Below are 22510 nucleotides of genomic sequence, written 5' to 3' on the forward strand. Positions count from 1 at the left end.
CATGATACCACTATGTGTTAAAGTTGTCAACTTCTCTAATACTCAATTCCTTTTCTAGCAGCAACACCTTTATAAAAAGGATGGGCTGTTTCCTCAACAGTTGATATATAATCCACTAAAGGCTTTATGCTTTCAGGTAGTACTCTTCCTGTAAGTATGAGCTCTATATGCTCTGATTTATTATTTATAATAGTAATCAAATCTTCTTCTGACAAAAGTTCATTTTCTACAACACCTAAAATTTCATCTAATATTAAAACGTCACACTCTCTTGTATCCAATACTTTTTTAGCAAAATTAAGTGCGTTTTTAATATCACTTTGCAGATCCTTTTTTTGTTCTTCATCCATTTCAAAGATGAATTTGGTTTGTTTTTCAAATTTGAAAACTTTAAATTCTGGCTCTAACCTTTTTAATGTTTCTAATTCTCCAGTTGCCCTGCCTTTTAAAAATTGAATCATTATAACTTTATAACCATGCCCAGTTGCACGAATACCCTGACCAATTGCCGCAGTGGTTTTTCCTTTACCATTGCCACAATAAACTTGTATTAAACCTTTTTTCATTTCATCAGCTCCTACCTAGAATCTGCTCATCATTAGATATTGTAGAGCTTCATATCTATTTGCTATTATATTACAGTATATCATAATAATCAAGGTAGTTCTTAATGAATACCCATTTTTTTCCTAGTCTACATACTCTTCTTGGCAATCTTCATTTTCTTCAGTTACCAATTCAATTTTTGAAATAGATACCTCATAAGCTACTCTTGTAATAATATTATCTTCATTAAATTTTTTCTGATATTCTCTGCTTTGAATTCTGCCCCACACTCTTATATGTTGACCGATTTTAAAATCATCTGCATATCTTGCATTTCTTCCCCAACTAATACAAGGTATGTAATCTGATTTATTATAGGGTCTATTAACGGCCAATAAGATATCCGTTATTTCTCTACCAAAAGGCGTTGTTCTATAAACTGGATCTTTACAGATGTACCCATCAAGATATATGTAATTAGGATTTCTACTGATTTTTTCTTCTTCTAACATAGATATTTCTCTAACAAATACAGTAAGTAATAATCTGTTTCTTCCACCTTCTTGTCTATTATAGGATCTAAACTGTCCTTTAACATCAACAAATTCCCCTTCAATACTATTGTCTATATCAACTAATCTTTCTGAAATTAATACTGGGATTAAATCTACTGCATCGCTTAATCTTGGTACCTCCATATCGAAAGTATAAAACCCTTCCCCAAACACTTCATGACTAAACTTAAAGCCGGATACCACCTTACCTATTAAACTTACCTGGTTATTTCTAATAATTTTGTCCGTCATTACTCATTCTCCCTTCCTTTTTCAAACATGTTTTTTCTTTATATCTCTATAAAGTTTGTCTATAATTATTGATATTCGCCTTATAACATATTTAGAAGTATAAATTAATAAAATCACTAATTAACCATTTTTTCCTTTTTCCAATCATTTATTCATTAGTGAGTTAATCCTTAATCATTCTGGTCCATTTTAATCTTAAAAAATCCTTGATTTTACTTTACTGCTATGATATGTTAAATTCATATGTATACAAATATTATTGAGGTGAAAAAAATGGATACAAGAGAAAAAGCCCTTGCCCTACATAGAGAATGGAAAGGTAAAATAGAAACAACATCTAAATGCGCTGTATGTACTAGAGAAGATTTAGCCCTTGCTTATACCCCTGGGGTAGCTGAGCCTTGTAAAGAAATTGCCCTAAATCAAGCTGAAGTATACAACTATACTTTAAAAGGCAATACCGTTGCTGTCGTATCTGATGGTAGTGCTGTACTTGGACTTGGGAACATTGGACCTTATGCTGCAATGCCTGTTATGGAAGGAAAAGCTGTTTTATTCAAAGAATTTGCTGGAATTAACGCATTCCCTATTTGTCTTGATACCCAAGATACAGAGGAAATTATCAAAGCTGTAAAATTATTAGCCCCTACTTTTGGTGGTATTAACTTAGAAGATATAGCAGCGCCAAGATGTTTTGAAATTGAAAACGCCTTAAAAGAAGCCTTAGACATTCCTGTTTTTCATGACGACCAACATGGTACGGCTATCGTTGTTTTAGCTGGTATTATTAATGCCTTAAAAATAGTCCATAAAAAAGAAGATGATTGTAGAGTTGTTGTTAATGGCGCTGGATCTGCAGGTATTGCCATTGCAAAACTTCTCTTATTATATGGTGTAAAAAATATTATTATGTGCGATAAAGAAGGTATCCTTAGAGCTGATGCCCCTTGGTTAAACTGGGCTCAAAAAGAAATGGCAAGTATTACAAACAACAATAATGAAGAAGGTAACTTAGCTAAAGCCTTAGAAAATGCTGATATTTTTATTGGTGTTTCTGCCCCTGGCATCTTATCCAAAGATATGGTTCGCTCAATGGCAAAAGACCCTATCGTCTTTGCAATGGCTAACCCAACCCCTGAAATTATGCCAGATGAAGCAAAAGAGGCTGGTGCAAAAGTGATAGGCACTGGTCGTTCAGACTTCCCTAATCAAGTGAATAATGTTTTGGCTTTCCCTGGAATCTTCAAAGGTGCATTAGAAGGCAATGCAAAGCAAATTACTGAAGAAATGAAGTTAGCTGCTGCAAAAGCAATTGCTGAGTTAATCACTGAAGAAGAATTACATGAAGACAATATTATTCCTCAAGCATTTGATACTAGAGTTGTTGATGCTGTCGCTAATGCTGTGAAGTCTTTGATTTAACATATAATGAATTCATACAAAACCCTATTCTCTGCATTTTAACAGCTTTGAAATAGGGTTTTTTTATTTTATTTTAAAAAATATGTTGACACTTATAATATAATGGAATATACTGTTATTAGATATTTAGATATTTATCTAATTATATAAAAATCTAACGAGGTGATTTTATGAATGATGTTTTTAAAGCATTATCAGATCCCACTCGGCGTAAGATTTTAGAGCTTTTGTATGAAAAAGATTTAACTGCTGGAGATATTGCAGAGGAATTTGATATTAGCAAACCTTCAATCAGCCATCATCTTACAATTCTTAAAAATGCTGAGTTGGTGTTTACAGAAAGACAAGGACAGAATATTATCTACACTCTTAATACAACTGTCTTTCAAAGTATTATCAAATGGTTTTTTGACTTAACTGGAAAGGATGATAATAATGAAGAAGAATAAATTAATCTTACTATTATCAGTATTAACTTTAATAGGCACTGTAATCTCTTACTTTTATTTGCCTGAAAGAATTCCTATGCATTGGAACCATAGATGGGAAGTTACTAGGTACGACCATAAAGCTACTATTTTTATAACAGGCTCTATGCCACTACTATCTTATATACTCTTTAATGTGCTACCAAAAATAGACCCTAAAAGAGACAACTATAAAAAACATCAAAGTGCTTATTGGGCCACTAGGAATGCTTTTATCTTATTAATGATTGTTACCCACTGGGTTTTAATTGCCATTGGCTTAGGAAGCAATCTTGAAATCAATATATTTGTTCCTGTAGGTATAGGCTTGCTCTTTATGATTATTGGTAACTATATGCCTCAGTTTAGACATAATTATTTTATTGGTATTAGAACACCTTGGACATTGATGAACGAACATGTATGGAAGAAAACCCATCAGCTTGGTGGCTATCTATTTATGTTAGTAGGTATTTACTTTATTATTACAGCTATTATAAACTTTGATTTGTTTATTTATATTTCTTTAGGGTTTGTTTTGTTGGTTATTATTGTCTTAACAGTGTATTCTTATATACAGTTTAAAAACGCTAAAAAGGTTGGCACGAAATGATTTAGAGTACTTTTTTACTCTATTTAATTTATAAATATATTTAGGGAGGTATTTTTATGACAGATTTAAATTTAATAGGTGTGGAGAATATTAGACTTTTGTTGATGGTCTTAATTCCTGTTGTAATTATTCAACTGGGATTACAGATCTATGCAATCGTTCATTTAGCAAAAAGAGAAAGGGTTAAATTTGATAAGAAATGGATATGGGCTCTTATTATCTTATTATTAAATATTCTTGGTCCAATTATCTACTTCATATTCAGTGAGGAGGACTAATTATGTACGTTATTGAGACCAATAATCTTACTAAACAATTTAAAAACTTTACAGCGGTTAATAACCTTGACTTAAAAATTGAAGAAGGTACTATCTATGGATTTCTAGGACCTAACGGGGCTGGTAAGACCACTACAATTAATATGCTCACTGGACTGTTCAAACCTACTTCTGGAAATATCAAAATCTGTGGTGAAGAAGTAAAGTTTGGTGAGGTAAAAGCTTTAAAAAGTATTGGCTTTTTGCCAGACGTACCTGAGTTTTATCCTTGGATGAATGCCTATGACTTTTTAAAATTATCTGGTGAACTGTTAGGCCTTACTGGCAAGGGATTAAATGAAAAAATTGAAGCCTTATTAGAACTCGTAGGCCTTAAGGGCAATAAAAAGAAAATAAAAGGTTACTCAAGGGGTATGAAACAAAGACTTGGTATTGCCCAAGCCCTTATTAATGAACCAAAAATTATCTTTTTAGATGAACCCACTTCTGCTCTAGATCCTATTGGTAGAAGAGAAGTTTTAGATATTATTTATAAATTACGAGGGAAAGTCACTGTTTTCTTCTCTACTCATATACTTACTGATGTGGAACGTATATGCGATAAAGTATTGATTCTTGATAAAGGCAATAAAATCATTGAAAGTACTATACAAGAATTGAAAAACACATATGAAGCCAATAAAATTAATATTACTTTATCTACTAAGGATGAAATGAATACTTTATATCAATCTATCAAAGAGAAAGATTGGTTTGTAGAAAGTGAATTGGTTGAACATAAAATGACAATTACAACTTCTGATATTAATAAAGCACAGATAGAGATTCCAAAAATTATTTATAATGAAAATCTTCATCTTCAACAGTTTGTAACTCAGGAGCCAACTCTTGAAGAATTATTTATGCAGGTGGTGAATACTATATGATATCCTTTCCATTTTTAAAAAAAGAATTAAAAGAACTTGTCAAAACAAATAAATTAATTATATTTGGTGCATTATTTATATTTTTTGCCATACTAAGTCCTTTAACCGCTAGATTTATGACTGAAATTTTTAATAGCATCGGTGGCATGGATGGTTTTGTATTTCCTCCTGCTGTATTTACTGATTCCTATTTACAATTTTTCAGCAATCATTCTTTAAATGTATTAGTTCTTGCGCTAATCATCAGTGGTACCATTGTTAGCGAGAAAAACAAAGGCTCACTTTCATTGGTTTTGTCTAAAGGACTAGAAAGAAGAAAGTTGGTATTAACAAAATTATTTTCTTACTCATTATTCTTTTCTTTCCTTTATTGGATCAGTGTTGCAATTACCTATCTATATACTTATTTATTATTTGAAGAAGCTTATATTGAAAAGTTATTTGTAGCATTTTTTACAACTTGGTTATATGGCATATTTTTGATTGTCCTTGCAATCTTTATAAGTACCATTAGTGTTTCATTTGGTATGGCAGCTGGCATAACCTTTGGAGCTTATACACTTGTTAGTATTATAGGTAGTATTCCTATTTTCAATATTAACAGATTATCTCCTTCTTATTTAAATTCTATCACTTCAGGAATAATTTATTCTGGTGATTCTAGTCATTTATTAATAACAACCCTTTCTACAATTGCTATCATTTTAATTTTAATTTATTTAAGTGTTGAGATCTTTAAAAACAAAGAAATCTAATTTTACTAGCCTATTACTTGATTTGAAGTAATAGGTTATTTTTGTTTGTTTAACTTTATCTGTGAGTGCACATATTAATCTTATATCCTTTACACAAAAAATTTCAGAAAGAAGGTCATAAAATGCATACGACAACAGAAATATTAAGTGAAAAGGAACTAGAATATAAGTTAAATGAGTTTAGACATGTACTTCTTGATTATGATTACTCTGATGTTGAAAATGTGGTTTTTATGAATATAGATGCTTTAAATTCTTATATACAAAAATATCAAGATAATCCTTTTGAACGCCAATATCAAGATTTAGAACAAATTTTTAATAGTATTATTCCCTTTATTCCTTCTAGTATTCCTGATGAAGCCGTAGAAGCTATTACGAATATATTAGAGACTAAGTATGAAGACAGAGATGTTATCAAGAAGAATATTCAATTTAATGTTAAGATGGATTTTATAGAAATGGTGAAGGGTTTGTCTTCTGAGAGGGAATGGAAGGAGCTTCTTGAGCTATGTAAGGATATACGGAATGCTAAGGAAATTATGACTACGGAAAGTGTGTTGCATTAGTGGTCGTATAGTGATGAGATTTTTTAAATTGGGCCGTATAAGCAAGGGCTATATTATAATATTGGCTGCCTTTCCTTTCAGCCGGTCGACGCCAATATTATAATATAGCCCTTGCTTATACTAGTGGCTTACATATGATGAGCCCTTAGGTATTTACATGCAAACAACTCTAATTATTTTATATGTGTATGTCTAACCTTCTAACCCTTTTCTTTGTTTATCTTGGTAAATGTGATAAAATAACTTTAGAGGTGTTTTTTTACATTTATAAGGAGGTTTTTTATGGAATTTAGACAGTTGGGCAATACGGATCTTAATGTTACGGCTCTTGGTTATGGTGCTATGGAGCTTAGGGAGTTGGATGCATCTGATGTTAGACAAGCAGAGTTTCTTCTTAATGAGTCTTTAGATAGAGGGATAAATTTTATTGATACTTCTCCTTGTTATAAGGGTAGTGAGGCTTTTATTGGAAAGACAATTGCTCATAGACGTAGTGAGTATATTTTGGCTACTAAATGTTGTTGTAATCTTACAGGTGATGGTCCTGGACATATTTTTAATCGTGATACGGTTTTGTCTAATATTGAAAATAGTTTAAAGTTAATGAAAACGGATTATCTTGATTTGGTTCAAATTCATACACCACTTCCAGGGGATCTTGGTCATGAAGATAGAGATGAGACCATTCAAACCCTTTTATCTCTTAAAGATAAAGGTATTATTCGTTATATGGGCATTAGTTTTAAAAATGGTCGTAGTGATGAAGCTGGATATCCTGCTGAGTATAGCTACATAAGTTTTAAGGAATATATTAAATACAATGTTTTTGATACAATGCAATTGGTATATGGGGCACTTACACCAATGAATGAATTGGCAATTACTAAAGCTGCTCATAAAGGTATTGGTACCATTGTTCGAGGTGTTGTTAAAAAATATTATGATTATTATGATGAACTTTTTATTAAAGCAAAGTTAGATGAGTTAATTGAAAATGGCGATAATAGACATAGTTTTCTTATTCGATTTGCCCTTAACCATTCTGATTTGGATACCATGATTATTGGTACAAAAAGTCTCGATCATCTTAAACAAAATATTGTAGCAACTGAACGTGGGAAATTACCGGATGACATTTATATAGAATCTAAAAAACGTCTTAATGATATAGGGGTTACGAGTAAAGACTTATAATTAAGAAATCCATTTGTTGGAGGCATAAAATGAACTGGGATTCAAAACCTTATTATTCTCTTAGCACTTATTATAAAGCACTGTATCATGATAAAGTATATAAAATCTCTTTAAACGGTGGTTTTACTTGTCCTAATCGTGATGGCACCATTGATTCTAGAGGTTGTATTTTTTGTAGCGAGGGAGGTTCTGGTGATTTTGCATCTTCTGATTATTTATCTATTACGGATCAAATAGAGGAAGGAAAAAAACGATTAGCCAATAAAAAAATAGGTAAAGGTTTTATTGCTTATTTCCAAGCATTTACAAACACCTATGGTTCTATTGATAAACTTCGTAATATTTACTTTGAAGCCATTCACCACCCAGATATCGTTGGCATATCAATTGCAACACGTCCTGATTGCCTAAGTGATGATGTATTAGATTTGCTATCTGAATTAAATACCATAAAAAAAGTTTGGCTTGAATTAGGTTTGCAAACCATACATAATGAAACAGCTAAAGTAATTAGACGGGGCTATAGCCTGCATTGTTTTGATGAGGCTGTAAAAAAACTATATGCCTTGAATTTAGACATTGTTGTTCATTTAATTATCGGTCTTCCTAATGAGAGCCGAGAAGATATTCTAGAATCCATTAAATATATAGCTCATTTACCTATTTCTGGTGTAAAGCTTCAATTGCTTCATGTTTTGAAATACACTGATTTAGCTAAACTATACTATGATGAACAGTTAAAAGTTCTTGAAAAAGATGAATATATAGATTTAATAATTGATTGCATTGAACACTTACCTCCTGATATGGTTATTCATCGTATTACAGGCGACGGTCCTAAGAGTATTTTAATTGCGCCTTTTTGGAGTGGCAACAAGAAAGATGTTCTTAATTCTATTCTAAAAAGATTCAAAGAACGAAATACTTATCAAGGAAAACTTTTTAATGACCTAGATTAGTTTATTATTTTAAACTATTTTACTAAATACTTCTTGTCAAATTTATTAATTTTATATAAAATTGTATTATATAATTACAGTAGTAACAATTTACTTTAAGTTTAAAAAGGAGGGTATTTCTATGATGAATAGTTCCGATTTTGAGTTGAATCTTAATAAATTAATTATACTTTTTATGCTAGATACAATAAACCTTCCTATGACTAACTCTCAAATCTCAGACATCCTGTTAGAGAAATCTTATACCAATTATTTCTCTCTCCAACAATCTATATCAGAACTTGTAGATACTGGTTTATTACATACAGGTGAAATTAACCACAATACCAGATATTCAATAACTGAAAATGGGAAACAAACTTTGTTTTATTTTTCAAATCGCATACCTGAAAGTATTAAAGAAGAAATTCTTGGGTTTTTAAAAGAAAACAAATACAAACTGAGAAATGAAGTGGAAGTAACAGCTGAATACATTCCTGAAAAGAATAATGATTGGACAATACATTGTGTTGCCAAGGAAAATGAAACAACTTTAATAGAATTTAAACTTAATGTTGTATCAAAGCAGCAAGCTATAGAAATGTGTGAGAACTGGAAGAATAATTCTCATGCTATTTACTCTAGTATTCTTGGTGAGTTACTCAAAAATAGGAACGAAGATTAATCGTTCCTATTTTTTATAAAGTTACTTCAAGACATCTATCAATATGCTCCCATAGTTCATCTTTTCCTTTTTTTGTTTGAGATGAAAAAGGAATAATAATAGAATCACTAGTTAATCCTAACTCTTCTTTTATTACTTTTACGTGTTTTTGAACTTGACTTCTATTTATTTTATCCATTTTGGTAGCCACAATTAATGGTGTATAGCCTTGATAAACAATCCAATTGTACATAACCTTATCAAGCTCTGATGGTTTATGTCTTATATCAATTAATTGTATAATTAACTTCAACTGTTTGCTACTCTTTAAATAAGACTCAATAAACTTACCCCATCTTTCACGATCTGCTTTCGATACTTTAGCATACCCATACCCTGGCAAGTCAACAAAATACAATTTTTCCTCAATGTTATAAAAATTGATGGTTTGTGTTTTTCCAGGTTGCCCTGATGTTCTAGCCAATGCTTTTCTATTAATCATGGTATTGATTAATGATGATTTACCTACATTTGATTTACCTGCAAAAGCAATTTCCACCAGTTCATTGGTTGGCAATTGATCAATTCTTCCTACTACTCTATCCAAATAGACATTATGAACGTCCATCATTATTGCCCCCTTTCTTATCCTATTGCATGTTTTAATACTTCATCCATGTTTTCTACAAAGACAATCTCTATGCCTTTTTTTATTTCTTTGGAGATTTCTGATACCACTTTTTCATTTTTCTTTGGAAGAAGTACTTTTTCTATCCCTGCTCTTTTAGCTGCTAATATTTTTTCTTTTAACCCTCCAACAGGTAATACTCTACCTCTTAAAGTTATTTCACCTGTCATAGCCATATTGGCTTTTACAGGTTTTTCAGTTAATGCAGATATTAATGCAGTAGCCATAGTGATGCCTGCTGATGGTCCATCTTTTGGAACAGCGCCTTCTGGTATGTGAATGTGAATATCCATTTCTTTATAGAAATTTTCATTTATATTTAATTCCTTTGACTTTGAACGAATAAAACTTATACCTGCTTTAGCAGATTCTTTCATAACGTCTCCTAATTTACCTGTCAAATCTATTTTACCATTTCCTGGCATAATATTAACTTCTATAGAAAGTGTGTCTCCGCCAAACTGAGTCCAAGCAAGTCCTCTAGCAATACCGATATCATCTGCATCTAATTTAGATTCATAGGTATACAGTGGTATACCTAAATACTTTTCAAGATTTTGCTCTGTTACCTTAATATTCCCTTTATCTGATGTTAAAATCTCTTTAGCTATTTTTCTACACAATTGACCGATTTTTCTTTCTAAAGTTCTAACGCCAGATTCTCGTGTGTATTCCCTAATAACTTTTGATAAAGCATTTTTACTGATGGTAATATCTCTATTTTCTAAACCATGCTTTTTAAGCTGCTTTGGTATAAGATGTTTTTTTGCTATATGTTCTTTTTCATTTTCAGTATAACTATTTACTTCTATTATTTCTACCCTATCTAATAAAGGTCTTGGAATGGTTTGTACTGTATTGGCTGTAGCAATAAACAATACATTTGATAAATCCACTGGGACTTCTAAATAGTGATCTCTAAATTTATTGTTTTGTTCTTCGTCTAACACTTCCAGTAATGCCGCTGAAGGATCTCCTCTAAAGTCATTGCTCATTTTATCAATTTCATCTAATAACATAAGTGGATTCTTACTACCAGCCTGTTTTAAGCCTGTTATTAATCTTCCAGGTAATGCACCTACATAAGTGCGTCTATGCCCTCTTATTTCAGCTTCGTCTCTTACACCACCTAGTGATATCCTTACATATTTACGGTTCAATGCCCTCGCCACAGATCTTGCAATGGATGTTTTTCCTGTTCCAGGTGGCCCCACAAGACAAAGAATTGGCGAACTGGTTTCTGATGACAAGTTTCTGACAGATAAAAATTCTAGTACTCTTTCTTTTACACTCTCTAACCCATAATGGTCTTCATCTAGAATTTCTTCTGCTTTTAGAATATCCTTCATTTCCTTTGTGGTCTTGTCCCAAGGTAATTCTAATAATGTTTCAATATAATTTCTTATTACCACACTCTCTGACGAACCACTTGGCATTTTATTTAATCTGGAGATCTCTTTGTTTATTTTTTCTTTAACTTCTTTTGGCGCTTTAAGTTGATCTAGCGCTTCTTTGTATTTTATAATTTCTTCTTCAAGACCTTGCCTATCTCCTAGTTCATCTTGAATGACTTTTAATTGCTCTCTTAAATAATACTCTTTTTGATTTTTATCAATTTTTTCCTTTACTTGACTTTGAATATTGTTTTTAATCTTATTAATTTCTATTTCGTTATCTAAGATTGCCATTGCTACTTTCAATCTGTCTTTTGGTTCTAATTCATCTAATATTCTTTGTTTGTTTTCCGATGTACTAAAAATATTTATGGCTATTTGGTCTGCTAATTTCCCAATCTCTTTAGTGCCTAGTAGTTGAAGTAATGTATCCTGACCTATTTTTGTGTTAATTTGTGAATAACCTTCAATTAATTCATGGGCAGTTCTAATTAGGGCTTCTTCTTCAATATTATTTTCCATACTATCATTTTCTGTACCTTGATTTACTTCTACTAGAAAGTATGGGTCTTCTTGAATCAAGTCACTAATAGTTCCTCTCTCTATGCCTTCTACTAAAACCCTTACGATGTTTTTAGGTAATTTAATTAATTGTTTTATTCGAGCGATGGTTCCTACATTATATAAATCTTCAGGATTTGGTTCATCAACTTGTGCTTCCTTTTGTGCAATTAAAAAAATCAATTGGTCTTCAACCATGGATTTTTCTAATGCATTAATAGACTTTGTTCTATTTACATCAAAATGAATAATCATATCTGGGAAAATAGTTAGGCCCCTTAAAGCAAGCAAAGGTAATTGTATTTTTTTAGTATCCATACTTTAAACCTCACTATCTATTAATTTACTCGTTAAATAAACACTTCATCACATTTATTCAAGTAATATATAATTGAATTGTCATAAATACAGTATCAATACAATTATATATTTCTTGAATATACTATTATAGGGTCAACTAGGAAAAACCCCCTACTATTTAGGCAGGGGGATTTTTATTTAAGCAGTTTCATCTTCATTACTTGATTTTGTTCTTTTCTTAGTAGTAGATGTTTTTTTTACCGGAATATCGCTAGTAACCAGTATTGGCTTATCTTTACCTTCAACTGCATCTTTTGTTATTAAACATTTTACAATGCTATCGCTTGAAGGTATTTCATACATAATTTCTAACATAATATTTTCCATAATTGCTCTTAAACCTCTAGCGCCAGTGTTTCTTTCTAGTGATTGTCTTGCAATTAGTTGTAACGCTTCTTCTTCAAAATCTAACTCTACATTATCCATTTCAAAAATACTCTTATATTGTTTTACTAAAGCATTTTTAGGTTTTGTAAGAATCTCAATAAGAGCTTCTTCTGTAAGGTTATTAAGACTAACGCTAACTGGCATTCTACCTACTAACTCAGGTATCAAACCAAACTTCAACAAATCTTGTGGGAGAAGATGAGAAAGAATTTCTCCTACTTCTCTTTCTTTTTTTGTTTCTATTTTGGCACCGAATCCCATTGTTTTTCTACCAATTCTTTGTTCGATGATTTTATCCAATCCATCAAAAGCACCACCACAAATAAATAAAATATTTGTCGTATCAATTTGGATAAATTCTTGGTGTGGATGTTTTCTGCCACCTTGTGGTGGAACAGATGCAACTGTTCCTTCTAAGATTTTAAGCAATGCTTGCTGAACACCTTCTCCAGAAACATCTCTTGTAATAGAAGGATTATCTGATTTTCTAGCAATTTTATCTATCTCATCGATATAGATGATCCCTTGCTCAGCTTTCTCAATATCAAAATCAGCTGCTTGTATTAACTTTAATAGTATGTTCTCAACATCTTCACCAACATAACCAGCTTCTGTTAATGAGGTTGCATCGGCAATGGCAAAAGGAACATTTATCATTCTTGCTAAAGTTTGTGCAAGTAATGTTTTCCCTGAACCTGTAGGTCCAACCATTATTATATTACTTTTTTGCAACTCAACATCGTTATGTTTATAATCTGAATTAATTCTTTTATAATGATTATAAACGGCTACGGAAAGGGTTTTCTTTGCGTCATCTTGACCAATTACATACTCGTCTAAGAAACCTTTAATCTCTTTTGGCTTAGGTAAGCTTGATAAATCTTGCTCTTCTTTAAACTCTTGAAATTCCTCTTCAATTATTTCAGAACAAAGTTCAATACATTCATCACATATATAAACATTTGGGCCTGCAATTAATTTTCTTACTTGATCTTGTGCTTTATTACAAAATGAACACCTAAGCTGCTTCTTTTCATCAAAACGCCCTGCCATAATTTTCACCTCATTTCATATAACTATCTATGCTCAATTACCTTATCAATTATTCCATATTTTTGTGCTTGATCAGGATTCATAAAATTATCTCTCTCAGTATCTTTAGCGATTACTTCAAGAGGCTGACCAGTATTCTCACTTAACATTTGATTCAGTCTTTCTCTCATAGCAATGATTCTATCGGCATGAATTTTTATATCCGTCGCTTGACCTCTAGTGCCTCCTAAAGGTTGATGAATCATTATCTCTGCATTTGGTAATGCAAATCTTTTTCCTTTTTTACCACCTGCTAATAAGAATGCACCCATACTTGCAGCCATTCCAATACAGATTGTTGATACATCAGGCTTAATATATTGCATTGTATCATATATAGCCATACCAGAAGTAATAGACCCTCCTGGACTATTGATATATAGATGGATGTCTTTATCTGGATCTTCTGCTTCTAAGAATAATAATTGAGCTACTACTAAACTTGCCGTAACATCATTTACTTCTTCTCCTAAGAAAATAATTCTTTCTTTTAATAGTCTTGAGTATATGTCATATGATCTTTCACCACGACTTGTTTGTTCAACAACAACAGGTACTAAACTCATATAAAAACCTCCTTTTAAATAAATTTATTTACTCAGCCTATGTCTCTTTCTCAAGAGACACAAGCTTCGTTGAAAGCATGATTTCTAAAGCCTTACTAGCAAGTTTGCAAATTATACTTTCACATTAAACTCTTATACTTCCTTAGATGCTTCTACAATGAGGTCAAGTGCTTTTTGTACCGCCATATCTTCTTTCATATGTTCAACTTCATGGCCTGTTATCATTTCTTTTAATTTGTCTACTTCCATTTTGTACATTTCAGCCATTTTTCCAATTTCATTCGTTACTTCTTCATCAGAAATTTGAATGTTTTCAACTTTAGCAACAGCTTCTAATACAAGACGAGTTTTTACTCTTTTTTCAGCCTCTGTTCTAAATTGAGCCCCAAAAGATACTCTGTTTTGTCCAACCATTTGTAAATATTGGTCTAACTCTAAACCTTGATATCTCAATCTTTGCTCGAAATCTTGAATCATTTGCTCAACTTGCATCTCTACCATTGGCTCAGGTACTTCCATGTTTGAGTTTTCAATTACTTTTGTTATAACTGCTTCTTGTTTTTTAATTTTTGCTTCGTTTTCTTTTTGCTCTTTAAGTTTTGCCTTTATATCTTCTTTGTATTCATTTAATGTATCAAATTCAGATACATCCTTAGCAAACTCATCATCTACTACTGGAAGTTCTTTTTCTTTGATTTCATTTATTTGAACTTTGAACATAGCTGGTTTACCTTGTAATTCTTCTTTTTGATAGCTTTCTGGGAATGTAACATTTACTTCGATATCATCACCAATGTTTTTACCAACTAATTGGTCTTCGAAAGTATCAATAAAGCTATGTGAACCTATTACTAATGGATAATCTTCAGCTTTTCCACCTTCAAAAGGTACCCCATCTACAAAACCTTCAAAATTAATAACAACTTGATCATTCACTTTAACTGGACGATCAGTAATAGAGATTAATCTTGAATTTTGCTCTCTTACTTTTTCAATTTCTTCTGTAATTGCTTCATCTTGTATATCGATTTCTTCTTTTTCTACTTCGAGACCTTTGTACTCACCAAGTTCTACTTCTGGCTTAACAGCCACAGTAGCAGTAAAAATAAAAGGTTTTCCTTTTTCAATTTGTACTACATCTATTTCTGGTCTTGAAACAATATCTAAACCACTTTCTGCAATAGCTTTATCATAAGCGTCTGGTATTAAATAGTTTGCAGCATCTTCATAAAAAACACCTGAGCCATATGTTTTTTCAATAAGGGCACGAGGTACTTTACCTTTTCTAAAACCTGGAACTGCCATTTTGCTTTTATTTTTTTTAAATGCTTCATTTAAACCTTCTTCAAAACGATTTGCATCAACCTCAATCGTTAACTTTACCATGCTTTTTTCTAAATTTTCAACTTTTGAATTCATTCCTTTTGTTCCTCCTTAAAGACATTTATATGTAGCTATAAAGGGTCACTACTACCCAATTCATCTATTACCCCTTTTAAACATTAGTATATTATACCATATGATAATTATTATTTCCATATTTTTTTGAAAATGTAATTTGAAAACTTGCTTGCAAGGATTTGGAAATTACATTTTCACCGAAGATTATGTCTATTACGTTAGTAAGAGGCATAAGTTGAGGTAATATGAAAACTTGCTTGCAAGGATTTGGAAATATTTTCACAGGGTATAACTTTACTCTCTCATTATACTAACCAATTATTAACAAATTATAATAACAACTTATGATTTTGTTTAAATATGTATTACAGTAATATTACTATCTATTAATAATACTTATTTTAGGATAGAATAAATAAGACTAATAAAATCCCAAATAAAGTTTAAAATCACCCTTGCCTTTTAGACAGAAAAAAAGAAGTGTTTCTATGTACACTTCCCTTTTTCATCTATTCTTGAGTTATTGTGGTTGTTGGCCTGACATAGCTTGTTCTTGACTTGCTATCATTCTTTTAACCATTTCTCCACCAATTGAACCAGCTTGGGCAGATGTTAAATCACCATTATAACCTTGTTTTAAGTTAACACCTAACTCAGAAGCTACTTCGTATTTAAATTTGTTTAATGCTTCTTTCGCTTGTGGTACTACACTTCTGTTTGAACTACTATTGTTGTTTGTCATTGTCTTTCACCTCCGTGATATTATTATGAGCAGATTTTTTTTAAATATTAATCTTTTTAACTGGTAATTAAATCCATCATTTTTTATATATTATTGACTCCCAATTTAATTATCTTCTAAAAACCAATTTATATTCCTTTTATAATAATATTATTATCCTCTAAAATAGATACCCATTTATTGCATATGATTTATCCTATGTTATCCGTTATAATATAGAGAGTATCACATTGATTAGGAGGTATAAAATTGGATACTTTTTTAGATTATTATAAAAACAATATTTCCCCCACTCTTGAAAAAATTGATCTATTTTTCAAAACAGAGGAAGACAAAGGCAATACCATTTCTCTAGATATCCTATCAGAACTGCTGGATATTAGTATTACAGAAGTTGAAGAAATACTAGATCGTTATGAAATTAAAAACGTTAATAAAAGTTCTTTTTTTATTGTTATGAAAGAAGGGAGTAGTGAGATCTGCAAATACTTTAAGAGGCAATTAGAAACTGGATTACTAAATCAATATACACCTAAGAATATTGCTTACATATATCAAATACCTCAGCAAATTATTGAAAAGGCTATGGTTGAATCAAACTTACAATCTATTACACCAAAAAACTTAAATACTCTTTTTTCATATATATATATAGAATGTTAATCATCTATACTATATAGGATATAACTTACATATACATCACAACTCTATACCACACAAAAACACCGCAATAGAAGATTTCGGTGTTTTTGTGTGGTGTAATTTTTATCAGCTTACAGGAGTTCACTAATGCTATAATTATTTTCTTTATGTTTCAAATCATAATACCTATCTCTTACTTTTACTATTGGATACATAATATTATCTGGAGGTATAAACACTATTTCACCTATATCCCCATTGTTCATTTTTACTTTTTCTCCTACATAAATGGTAGCTATATTATATAAAAACCTGTTCATTATATTCACATCAAACTTGCTATAACCAAAACTTAAAATTTCTTGAAAGGTTTCGAAAGGTGTTTGTCTTTTTTTATATATTCTCTCAGATGTAATGGCATCATAAACATCCGCAATGGCAACTATTTTAGCATAAAGACTAATATTTTCTCCACTTAATCCTAAAGGATATCCGCTACCATCTTGCCTTTCATGATGCAATAAAACCGCTTTGCCAACTTCATCATCTAACCAGTCATATTCATTGCAAATGCTATACCCTAAACTTACATGTTTTTTAATTCTTTTGTATTCCTCATCTGTTAGGCTTTCTTTTTTATTTAATATAGTCAATGGAATCTTTATTTTACCAATATCGTGTAGCAAACCAGCTTTTATAATTAATTTGATTTCTCTTTCTTCTAAACCAATCCATTTTCCAATTAACATTGAATACATAGCTACATTTACTGAATGACTATATGTATATTCATCAACTCTCTTAATAATATTCATAGAATGTATTAGTTTATAGATACATTCTGAATTGTTAAATATAAAGTTAGATACCTTAAGTATATCATCTAATTCCATTTTTTGTCCTTTTGCAATATTGGCAAAATTATGTTTTATAACTGCTATACTATCATTGTAATTTTCAACAATGGTACTATCTTTGGTTTCTTCATCGTTTTTTTTATCTAGCACACATATTCTATCTATATTATTGATTATAATCTTATTTCTCATATATTCATTTAATATACTGTCTTTCATAACAAGGGGTATGGTACAACCATTTACCATTAAATCCTCAGCAATGATATCTCCATCTTTACTTTCTTTAACATGTATGTATTTTTTCATATTTCCACTCCTGACCGACATATAACTCATGCTTTTTAAAAACAAAGTGACTTGGTCACTACAAAATTAATTGCTTATCTGAAGTCACCTATTTTCTTGCCCATTAAGCTTTTTCTAACTTTCTTAGAAATGTACCCCATTTAATGAACTTTTTACTTTATAGCAATTAGAAAATTTTCCTACAAAAAAAAAGCAACCCTAAGGTTACCTATTATGTATTAGTAATTGTAAATATAACTAACAAGGTAACCCGACTATCCTATCATAACGACTTAGACTCGTAGCTTTGCGTCACCATTTTTCAATGGTTTTGCCTTTATCACTCATTTTATTCAATTGCATTGTTTTTTTAAGACCATAACACTATACTTTTCTTATAATAACATATTAACTGTCATATCTCAATACATTTATGTGTCTTTTCTAATTATTATAAATTGTATAAAAACAAAAAAACATGGTGCTGAATTAACCCACCATGTTCTAAAAACTTATTTACAAAAGTACAAATCCTAATACCAACCCAGCAAGAATTCCTATATTACCTAAATGACTATTCATTGCATTGGCCTGAGGGATTAGTTCATCATTTACAATATAAACCATAGCTCCAGCTGCAAATGCAAGAGAACCTCCAACAAAAAGAGGTGAAATACTAAAAAACACAAGACCGATGGCTGTACCAACAGGAGTCATTAATCCTGCAATTAAGGTAAATATAAATATTTTACCTGATGTTAAACCACCTGCTTTTAAAGGTCCTGCCATTGCCAATCCCTCTGGAATATTATGTAAAGCTATGGCAATTGCGATAAATATTCCCAACTCTTGACTTGACTCCAAACCTGCACCTATGGCTAATCCTTCTGGGAGATTATGCAATGCAATTCCAAAAAGTATTAAGTAGCCAGTTCTTAACATAGGGTTAATCTTTGGCTTAAAGTTTTCTCCATTCTCCACTACAAGATCATCAGGCTCTGATAAATGTGAGTGAGGTACAACTTTATCTAATAGGAACATCATTCCAGCTCCTAACAAAAATCCAATAACAGCTGTGGACATAGATCCAAGTTCAACAGATTCAGGCATAAGCTCAAATAGGGAAATTGCAAGCATTATTCCTCCAGCAAAACCTAATAGTATTGAGAGTACTTTTTCATTTGGCTTGCCAAAAATAATTAACAAAATAACACCTAAAGATGTTGAAATTCCAGCAAAAAAACTATAAATTAAACTTTCCATAAATGCCCTCCTTTTATATATATTTTCTACTATTATTATAACACAAAACCATATAATATGTAATAATTTTTCCCTCAAAAGAATTGATATCATTAAATAAAAATTGTCAATTAGTCCTGCTTCTAGTTGTTGATTTTAATAGTTAATTTTACGTACTATAACACATTATTTGTAAATATTCTTTTTTTAGTATAGACTATAATTAAATAGTTTGTTTAAATCAATAATTCACAAGGAGGTTTTCATATGACTGCAGATTCAATAGGTTTTAGCCTGCTTTTATTAGGCTTATTTCTTGTTATAGGTAAATGGATTAGAATAGGAACGCCTTTACTACAAGACTTATTTTTACCAAGTTCTTTAGTAGCAGGGTTAATTGCATTATTTTTAGGACCAGAAATTTTTGGCAAGCTAATTGGCGTAAATGTATTTCCTGATTTTGTTTTAGATACTTGGAGCTTTTTGCCTGGACTTATGATTAATATTGTTTTTGCTGCTCTTTTTATAGGCAAAAAAATTCCAAATATAAAAAGCGTCTGGGAACTAGCAGGTCCACAAGTAATTTTAGGATATATTATTTCTTTTGGACAATATGCCATTGGCTTACTGTTATCAATATTCATACTCTCACCTATATTTGGAACAAACCCAATGGCAGGTGCATTGATTGAAATTGGATTCGTTGGTGGCCACGGCACTGCTGCAGGACTAAGAGACACCTTTGATGAAGTAGGCTTTGCCGAAGGTGCAGATTTAGCAATTGGACTGGCAACAGTAGGCGTATTAGGAGGCGTTTTAATAGGAATTGCTTTAATTAATTGGGGCATTAGGAAAAAGAAATTAACAAATGTTATTAAAACCCTAGATAGAAGCGCACTAGAGAAGAAAGGCTTAATAGAATTGGATACAAGAGAGCCTGCAGGTTTTATAAGTACAAGAACAGAATCCATAGAACCTTTATCATTACACTTAGGCTATATTTGTATAGCCGTATTAATGGGTTATGGTTTATTACAAGGGTTAATTTGGATAGAACATATCACTTGGGGCACTATGACAGGTGTTTATTTATTAAAGTATGTACCTCTTTTCCCCTTAGCAATGGTTGGAGGTATTATCATTCAGTTGGTCTTAGAAAAATCAGATCGGTACAGCACAGTTGATAGAGACATTATTAATAGAATTCAAGGATTAGCTTTGGATATCCTTATTGTTAGTGCTTTAGCTACTCTTTCTTTAACGGTAATAGGAGAAAACTTTTATTCCTTTTTAATACTTTCACTAGGTGGTATTTTATGGACTTTATTTGCTTTTATATACCTAGCACCAAAATTAATACCTGATTACTGGTTTGAGCGAGGCATCGGTGATTTCGGCCAATCTATGGGCGTCACGGCAACTGGTTTATTATTAATGCGTGTTACTGACCCAGATAATAAAACCCCTGCCTTAGAAAGCTTTGGATACAAACAACTTCTTTTTGAACTTTTTGTAGGTGGAGGCCTTTTCACAGCCGCATCAATTCCACTCATTTTTCAATTTGGCCCTATGACCGTTTTTATAATTACTTTAGTTATTACACTCATTTCTATTTTATGTGGTTTTAAACTGTATGGCAAAAAATAAATAAAATAAAATGCCGCTAGTATTCATCTAGTGGCATTTTATTATTATATCCGTATAACAGGCTAGGTCTATGGATTCATTAATCCACTATTACATCAACTGGCAAACTAATATAAAAAGTTGTTCCTTTTCCTAGTTCAGTATTAAACCATATACTTCCTCTATGTAGTTTAGTAATAACATGATACACAATAAACAGACCTAATCCTGTACCACCTTTGCGTCGATAGACATATGATTGGAATAAACTTTTCTGAAGATCATCTGGTATCCCTGGACCTGAATCTTTAATGGAAATCAAAACATTACTTCCTTGTTCTGTTACTTTTATATCGATATTCCCATTATTAGGTGTCATTTTTATTGCATTATCAATTAAATTGCTAATAGCACGACTGAATTGATTTTTATGCAAGCTTAAAATTCTCTCTTCGTCTAAGTTAAAGAAATTCATCCTTATATTTTTTTCAAAACACAAAGTTTCCATTCCTCTAACGATTTTATCCATCACTTTATTTAAACTATATCTTGATAATTCTTGTGGCTTAAATATATTTAATAGACCGTCTACAGTGTTATTTAAATCATCGGCTTGGTCAATTATTCTTTCATAATATGTACTTTTATTGCTAGAACTCCCTAATTGAGCAAGACTTCGTATTATTGCTATTGGATTTCTTAAATCATGTACCACCGTTGCTATAAGATCAGAAATATTTAATATGCTTTTTTCCCACTCTAGCTCTTCTTGATTTTTCTCTATTAAGGTTCCAATTTCTTTTTCTATAGAGTTAACGCAAGCTTTTGCTATAAACATTCTAGATGGATCACCATATTCAGCCATTACAGATACACCTAATGCACCAATAACTTCACCATTATTAGTAATAGGGACACCTAAACAAGACCAATCTTGGTATTTTGTCACGTAATGTTCCTTTCCATGTATATAAACAGGTTCTTTTAATTCCAGGCAAGTCCCAATTCCATTATTACCAATATACTTCTCACTCCAATTAACACCTACACTAAAACCACCATATTTGCTTAATTCTTCATCTGATCCATAAAGACCAATAAGCCATCCATCTTTGTCTGCTAAACTAACCGTATGTGGAATTTCTTGTATACTTCCTGATAAGTATTTCATATAAGGATCTGCTGCTTTGATTAAATAATCAAATTCTAGAAGCTTTTTTTTTAATTCTAAATCTGATAAAACCACATAATTAATATTGCATTTATGAATTTTATTGATTTCACACCTTTTCCAAGCTTCTACTGTTACATTTCTTATTGCTGTTTTTTCATTTACAGCCATTTTAAAACTCTCCCAGTTATCCATAGGACTTATTTCAGGCTCTAACCCTCTTATCAATTGCATATAAACACCCTCTCTTATGTTGTTTTATTATGTATATTCACTGTCATTATACTAACAAAACCTAAACATATCGCCCTATAT

The 22510-nt window shown here is 31.2% G+C and carries 23 protein-coding genes and 1 riboswitch; of the genes, 12 read left to right on the forward strand and 11 right to left on the reverse strand.

The window, feature by feature from the left end; all coding sequences use genetic code 11:
* Positions 1 to 35: 35 nt before the first annotated feature.
* Together EDC18_RS08730 and EDC18_RS08735 are read right to left on the reverse strand one after the other, a co-directional pair.
* Positions 36 to 566 (reverse strand): cob(I)yrinic acid a,c-diamide adenosyltransferase, encoded by a 531-nt coding sequence (locus EDC18_RS08730; protein ID WP_132252270.1) that lies wholly within the window; start codon positions 564 to 566, stop codon positions 36 to 38.
* 123 nt (positions 567 to 689) lie between these two features.
* Positions 690 to 1352, reverse strand: a complete 663-nt coding sequence (locus tag EDC18_RS08735) for a single-stranded DNA-binding protein (RefSeq protein WP_132252272.1) — start codon at positions 1350 to 1352, stop codon at positions 690 to 692.
* Positions 1353 to 1625: 273 nt separating this feature from the next.
* On the opposite strand from EDC18_RS08735, the gene EDC18_RS08740 reads away from it, so the two are divergent.
* The 10 genes from EDC18_RS08740 to EDC18_RS08785 all read left to right on the forward strand — a co-directional run bounded on the left by EDC18_RS08740 (position 1626) and on the right by EDC18_RS08785 (position 9199).
* Entirely contained in the window at positions 1626 to 2774 is a 1149-nt protein-coding gene (locus EDC18_RS08740; RefSeq protein ID WP_132252274.1) for an NAD(P)-dependent malic enzyme, read from the forward strand.
* Between the two features lie 170 nt (positions 2775 to 2944).
* A complete protein-coding gene (locus EDC18_RS08745; protein ID WP_132252276.1) occupies positions 2945 to 3223 on the forward strand; it encodes an autorepressor SdpR family transcription factor in 279 nt (92 codons plus the stop codon).
* The gene (locus EDC18_RS08750) at positions 3210 to 3854 is read left to right on the forward strand and encodes an SdpI family protein (RefSeq protein WP_165878528.1); all 645 of its coding nucleotides are present in this window, start codon (positions 3210 to 3212) and stop codon (positions 3852 to 3854) included. The genes EDC18_RS08745 and EDC18_RS08750 overlap by 14 nt, the downstream gene beginning before the upstream one ends.
* Positions 3855 to 3910: 56 nt before the next feature.
* The gene (locus EDC18_RS08755) at positions 3911 to 4132 is read left to right on the forward strand and encodes a PLDc N-terminal domain-containing protein (protein ID WP_132252280.1); all 222 of its coding nucleotides are present in this window, start codon (positions 3911 to 3913) and stop codon (positions 4130 to 4132) included.
* Positions 4133 to 4134: 2 nt separating this feature from the next.
* Positions 4135 to 5058 (forward strand): ABC transporter ATP-binding protein, encoded by a 924-nt coding sequence (locus EDC18_RS08760; protein WP_132252282.1) that lies wholly within the window; start codon positions 4135 to 4137, stop codon positions 5056 to 5058.
* On the forward strand, positions 5055 to 5813 hold the full coding sequence (locus EDC18_RS08765; protein WP_132252284.1) for an ABC transporter permease: 759 nt from the start codon (positions 5055 to 5057) through the stop codon (positions 5811 to 5813). The genes EDC18_RS08760 and EDC18_RS08765 overlap by 4 nt, the downstream gene beginning before the upstream one ends.
* Before the next feature lie 122 nt (positions 5814 to 5935).
* Positions 5936 to 6382: a hypothetical protein gene (locus EDC18_RS08770; protein ID WP_132252286.1), complete on the forward strand. Its 447-nt coding sequence runs from the start codon at positions 5936 to 5938 to the stop codon at positions 6380 to 6382.
* 282 nt (positions 6383 to 6664) lie between these two features.
* Complete coding sequence (locus EDC18_RS08775) at positions 6665 to 7576, forward strand: aldo/keto reductase (protein ID WP_132252287.1); 912 nt, start codon at positions 6665 to 6667, stop codon at positions 7574 to 7576.
* A 29-nt stretch (positions 7577 to 7605) separates the two neighbouring features.
* A complete protein-coding gene (gene mnmL / locus EDC18_RS08780; protein ID WP_132252289.1) occupies positions 7606 to 8535 on the forward strand; it encodes a tRNA modification radical SAM protein MnmL/YtqA in 930 nt (309 codons plus the stop codon).
* Positions 8536 to 8656: 121 nt separating this feature from the next.
* Positions 8657 to 9199, forward strand: a complete 543-nt coding sequence (locus EDC18_RS08785) for a DUF4364 family protein (RefSeq protein ID WP_132252291.1) — start codon at positions 8657 to 8659, stop codon at positions 9197 to 9199.
* A gap of 13 nt (positions 9200 to 9212) precedes the next feature.
* Here the strand turns inward: EDC18_RS08785 and yihA are convergent, their stop codons facing one another.
* From yihA to EDC18_RS08815, 6 genes are all read right to left on the reverse strand, one after another.
* Entirely contained in the window at positions 9213 to 9806 is a 594-nt protein-coding gene (gene yihA, locus EDC18_RS08790) for a ribosome biogenesis GTP-binding protein YihA/YsxC (RefSeq protein WP_132252415.1), read from the reverse strand.
* Positions 9807 to 9823: 17 nt separating this feature from the next.
* A complete protein-coding gene (gene lon / locus EDC18_RS08795) occupies positions 9824 to 12139 on the reverse strand; it encodes an endopeptidase La (RefSeq protein ID WP_132252293.1) in 2316 nt (771 codons plus the stop codon).
* 180 nt (positions 12140 to 12319) lie between these two features.
* Positions 12320 to 13621 carry an ATP-dependent Clp protease ATP-binding subunit ClpX gene (clpX, locus tag EDC18_RS08800; protein ID WP_132252294.1) on the reverse strand — a complete coding sequence of 434 codons (1302 nt, stop codon included), beginning with the start codon at positions 13619 to 13621 and terminating at the stop codon, positions 12320 to 12322.
* Between the two features lie 23 nt (positions 13622 to 13644).
* Positions 13645 to 14226, reverse strand: coding sequence for an ATP-dependent Clp endopeptidase proteolytic subunit ClpP (gene clpP, locus EDC18_RS08805; protein WP_132252295.1), 582 nt, complete (start codon positions 14224 to 14226; stop codon positions 13645 to 13647).
* Positions 14227 to 14358: 132 nt separating this feature from the next.
* A complete protein-coding gene (tig, locus tag EDC18_RS08810; protein ID WP_132252297.1) occupies positions 14359 to 15645 on the reverse strand; it encodes a trigger factor in 1287 nt (428 codons plus the stop codon).
* A gap of 502 nt (positions 15646 to 16147) precedes the next feature.
* Positions 16148 to 16369: an alpha/beta-type small acid-soluble spore protein gene (locus EDC18_RS08815; protein ID WP_132252299.1), complete on the reverse strand. Its 222-nt coding sequence runs from the start codon at positions 16367 to 16369 to the stop codon at positions 16148 to 16150.
* A gap of 249 nt (positions 16370 to 16618) precedes the next feature.
* Here EDC18_RS08815 and EDC18_RS08820 point away from each other — a divergent pair, with 249 nt between their 5' ends.
* On the forward strand, positions 16619 to 17032 hold the full coding sequence (locus EDC18_RS08820; RefSeq protein WP_132252300.1) for a hypothetical protein: 414 nt from the start codon (positions 16619 to 16621) through the stop codon (positions 17030 to 17032).
* 110 nt (positions 17033 to 17142) lie between these two features.
* On the opposite strand, the gene EDC18_RS08825 is transcribed toward EDC18_RS08820, so the two are convergent.
* On the reverse strand, positions 17143 to 18177 hold the full coding sequence (locus EDC18_RS08825) for an HD-GYP domain-containing protein (protein ID WP_165878529.1): 1035 nt from the start codon (positions 18175 to 18177) through the stop codon (positions 17143 to 17145).
* A gap of 241 nt (positions 18178 to 18418) precedes the next feature.
* A riboswitch (cyclic di-GMP riboswitch) is annotated at positions 18419 to 18502 on the reverse strand.
* A gap of 170 nt (positions 18503 to 18672) precedes the next feature.
* Positions 18673 to 19419 (reverse strand): ZIP family metal transporter, encoded by a 747-nt coding sequence (locus tag EDC18_RS08830; protein WP_132252304.1) that lies wholly within the window; start codon positions 19417 to 19419, stop codon positions 18673 to 18675.
* Between the two features lie 246 nt (positions 19420 to 19665).
* Between EDC18_RS08830 and EDC18_RS08835 the strand changes: the two genes are divergently transcribed.
* Positions 19666 to 21045 (forward strand): sodium/glutamate symporter, encoded by a 1380-nt coding sequence (locus EDC18_RS08835; RefSeq protein WP_132252306.1) that lies wholly within the window; start codon positions 19666 to 19668, stop codon positions 21043 to 21045.
* Between the two features lie 79 nt (positions 21046 to 21124).
* On the opposite strand, the gene EDC18_RS08840 is transcribed toward EDC18_RS08835, so the two are convergent.
* Positions 21125 to 22429, reverse strand: a complete 1305-nt coding sequence (locus EDC18_RS08840; protein ID WP_132252307.1) for an ATP-binding protein — start codon at positions 22427 to 22429, stop codon at positions 21125 to 21127.
* Positions 22430 to 22510 lie beyond the last annotated feature (81 nt).

Origin of the sequence: Natranaerovirga pectinivora (assembly GCF_004342165.1) — a bacterium.
In the GTDB taxonomy this organism is placed as follows: Bacteria; Bacillota; Clostridia; order Lachnospirales; family DSM-24629; genus Natranaerovirga; species Natranaerovirga pectinivora.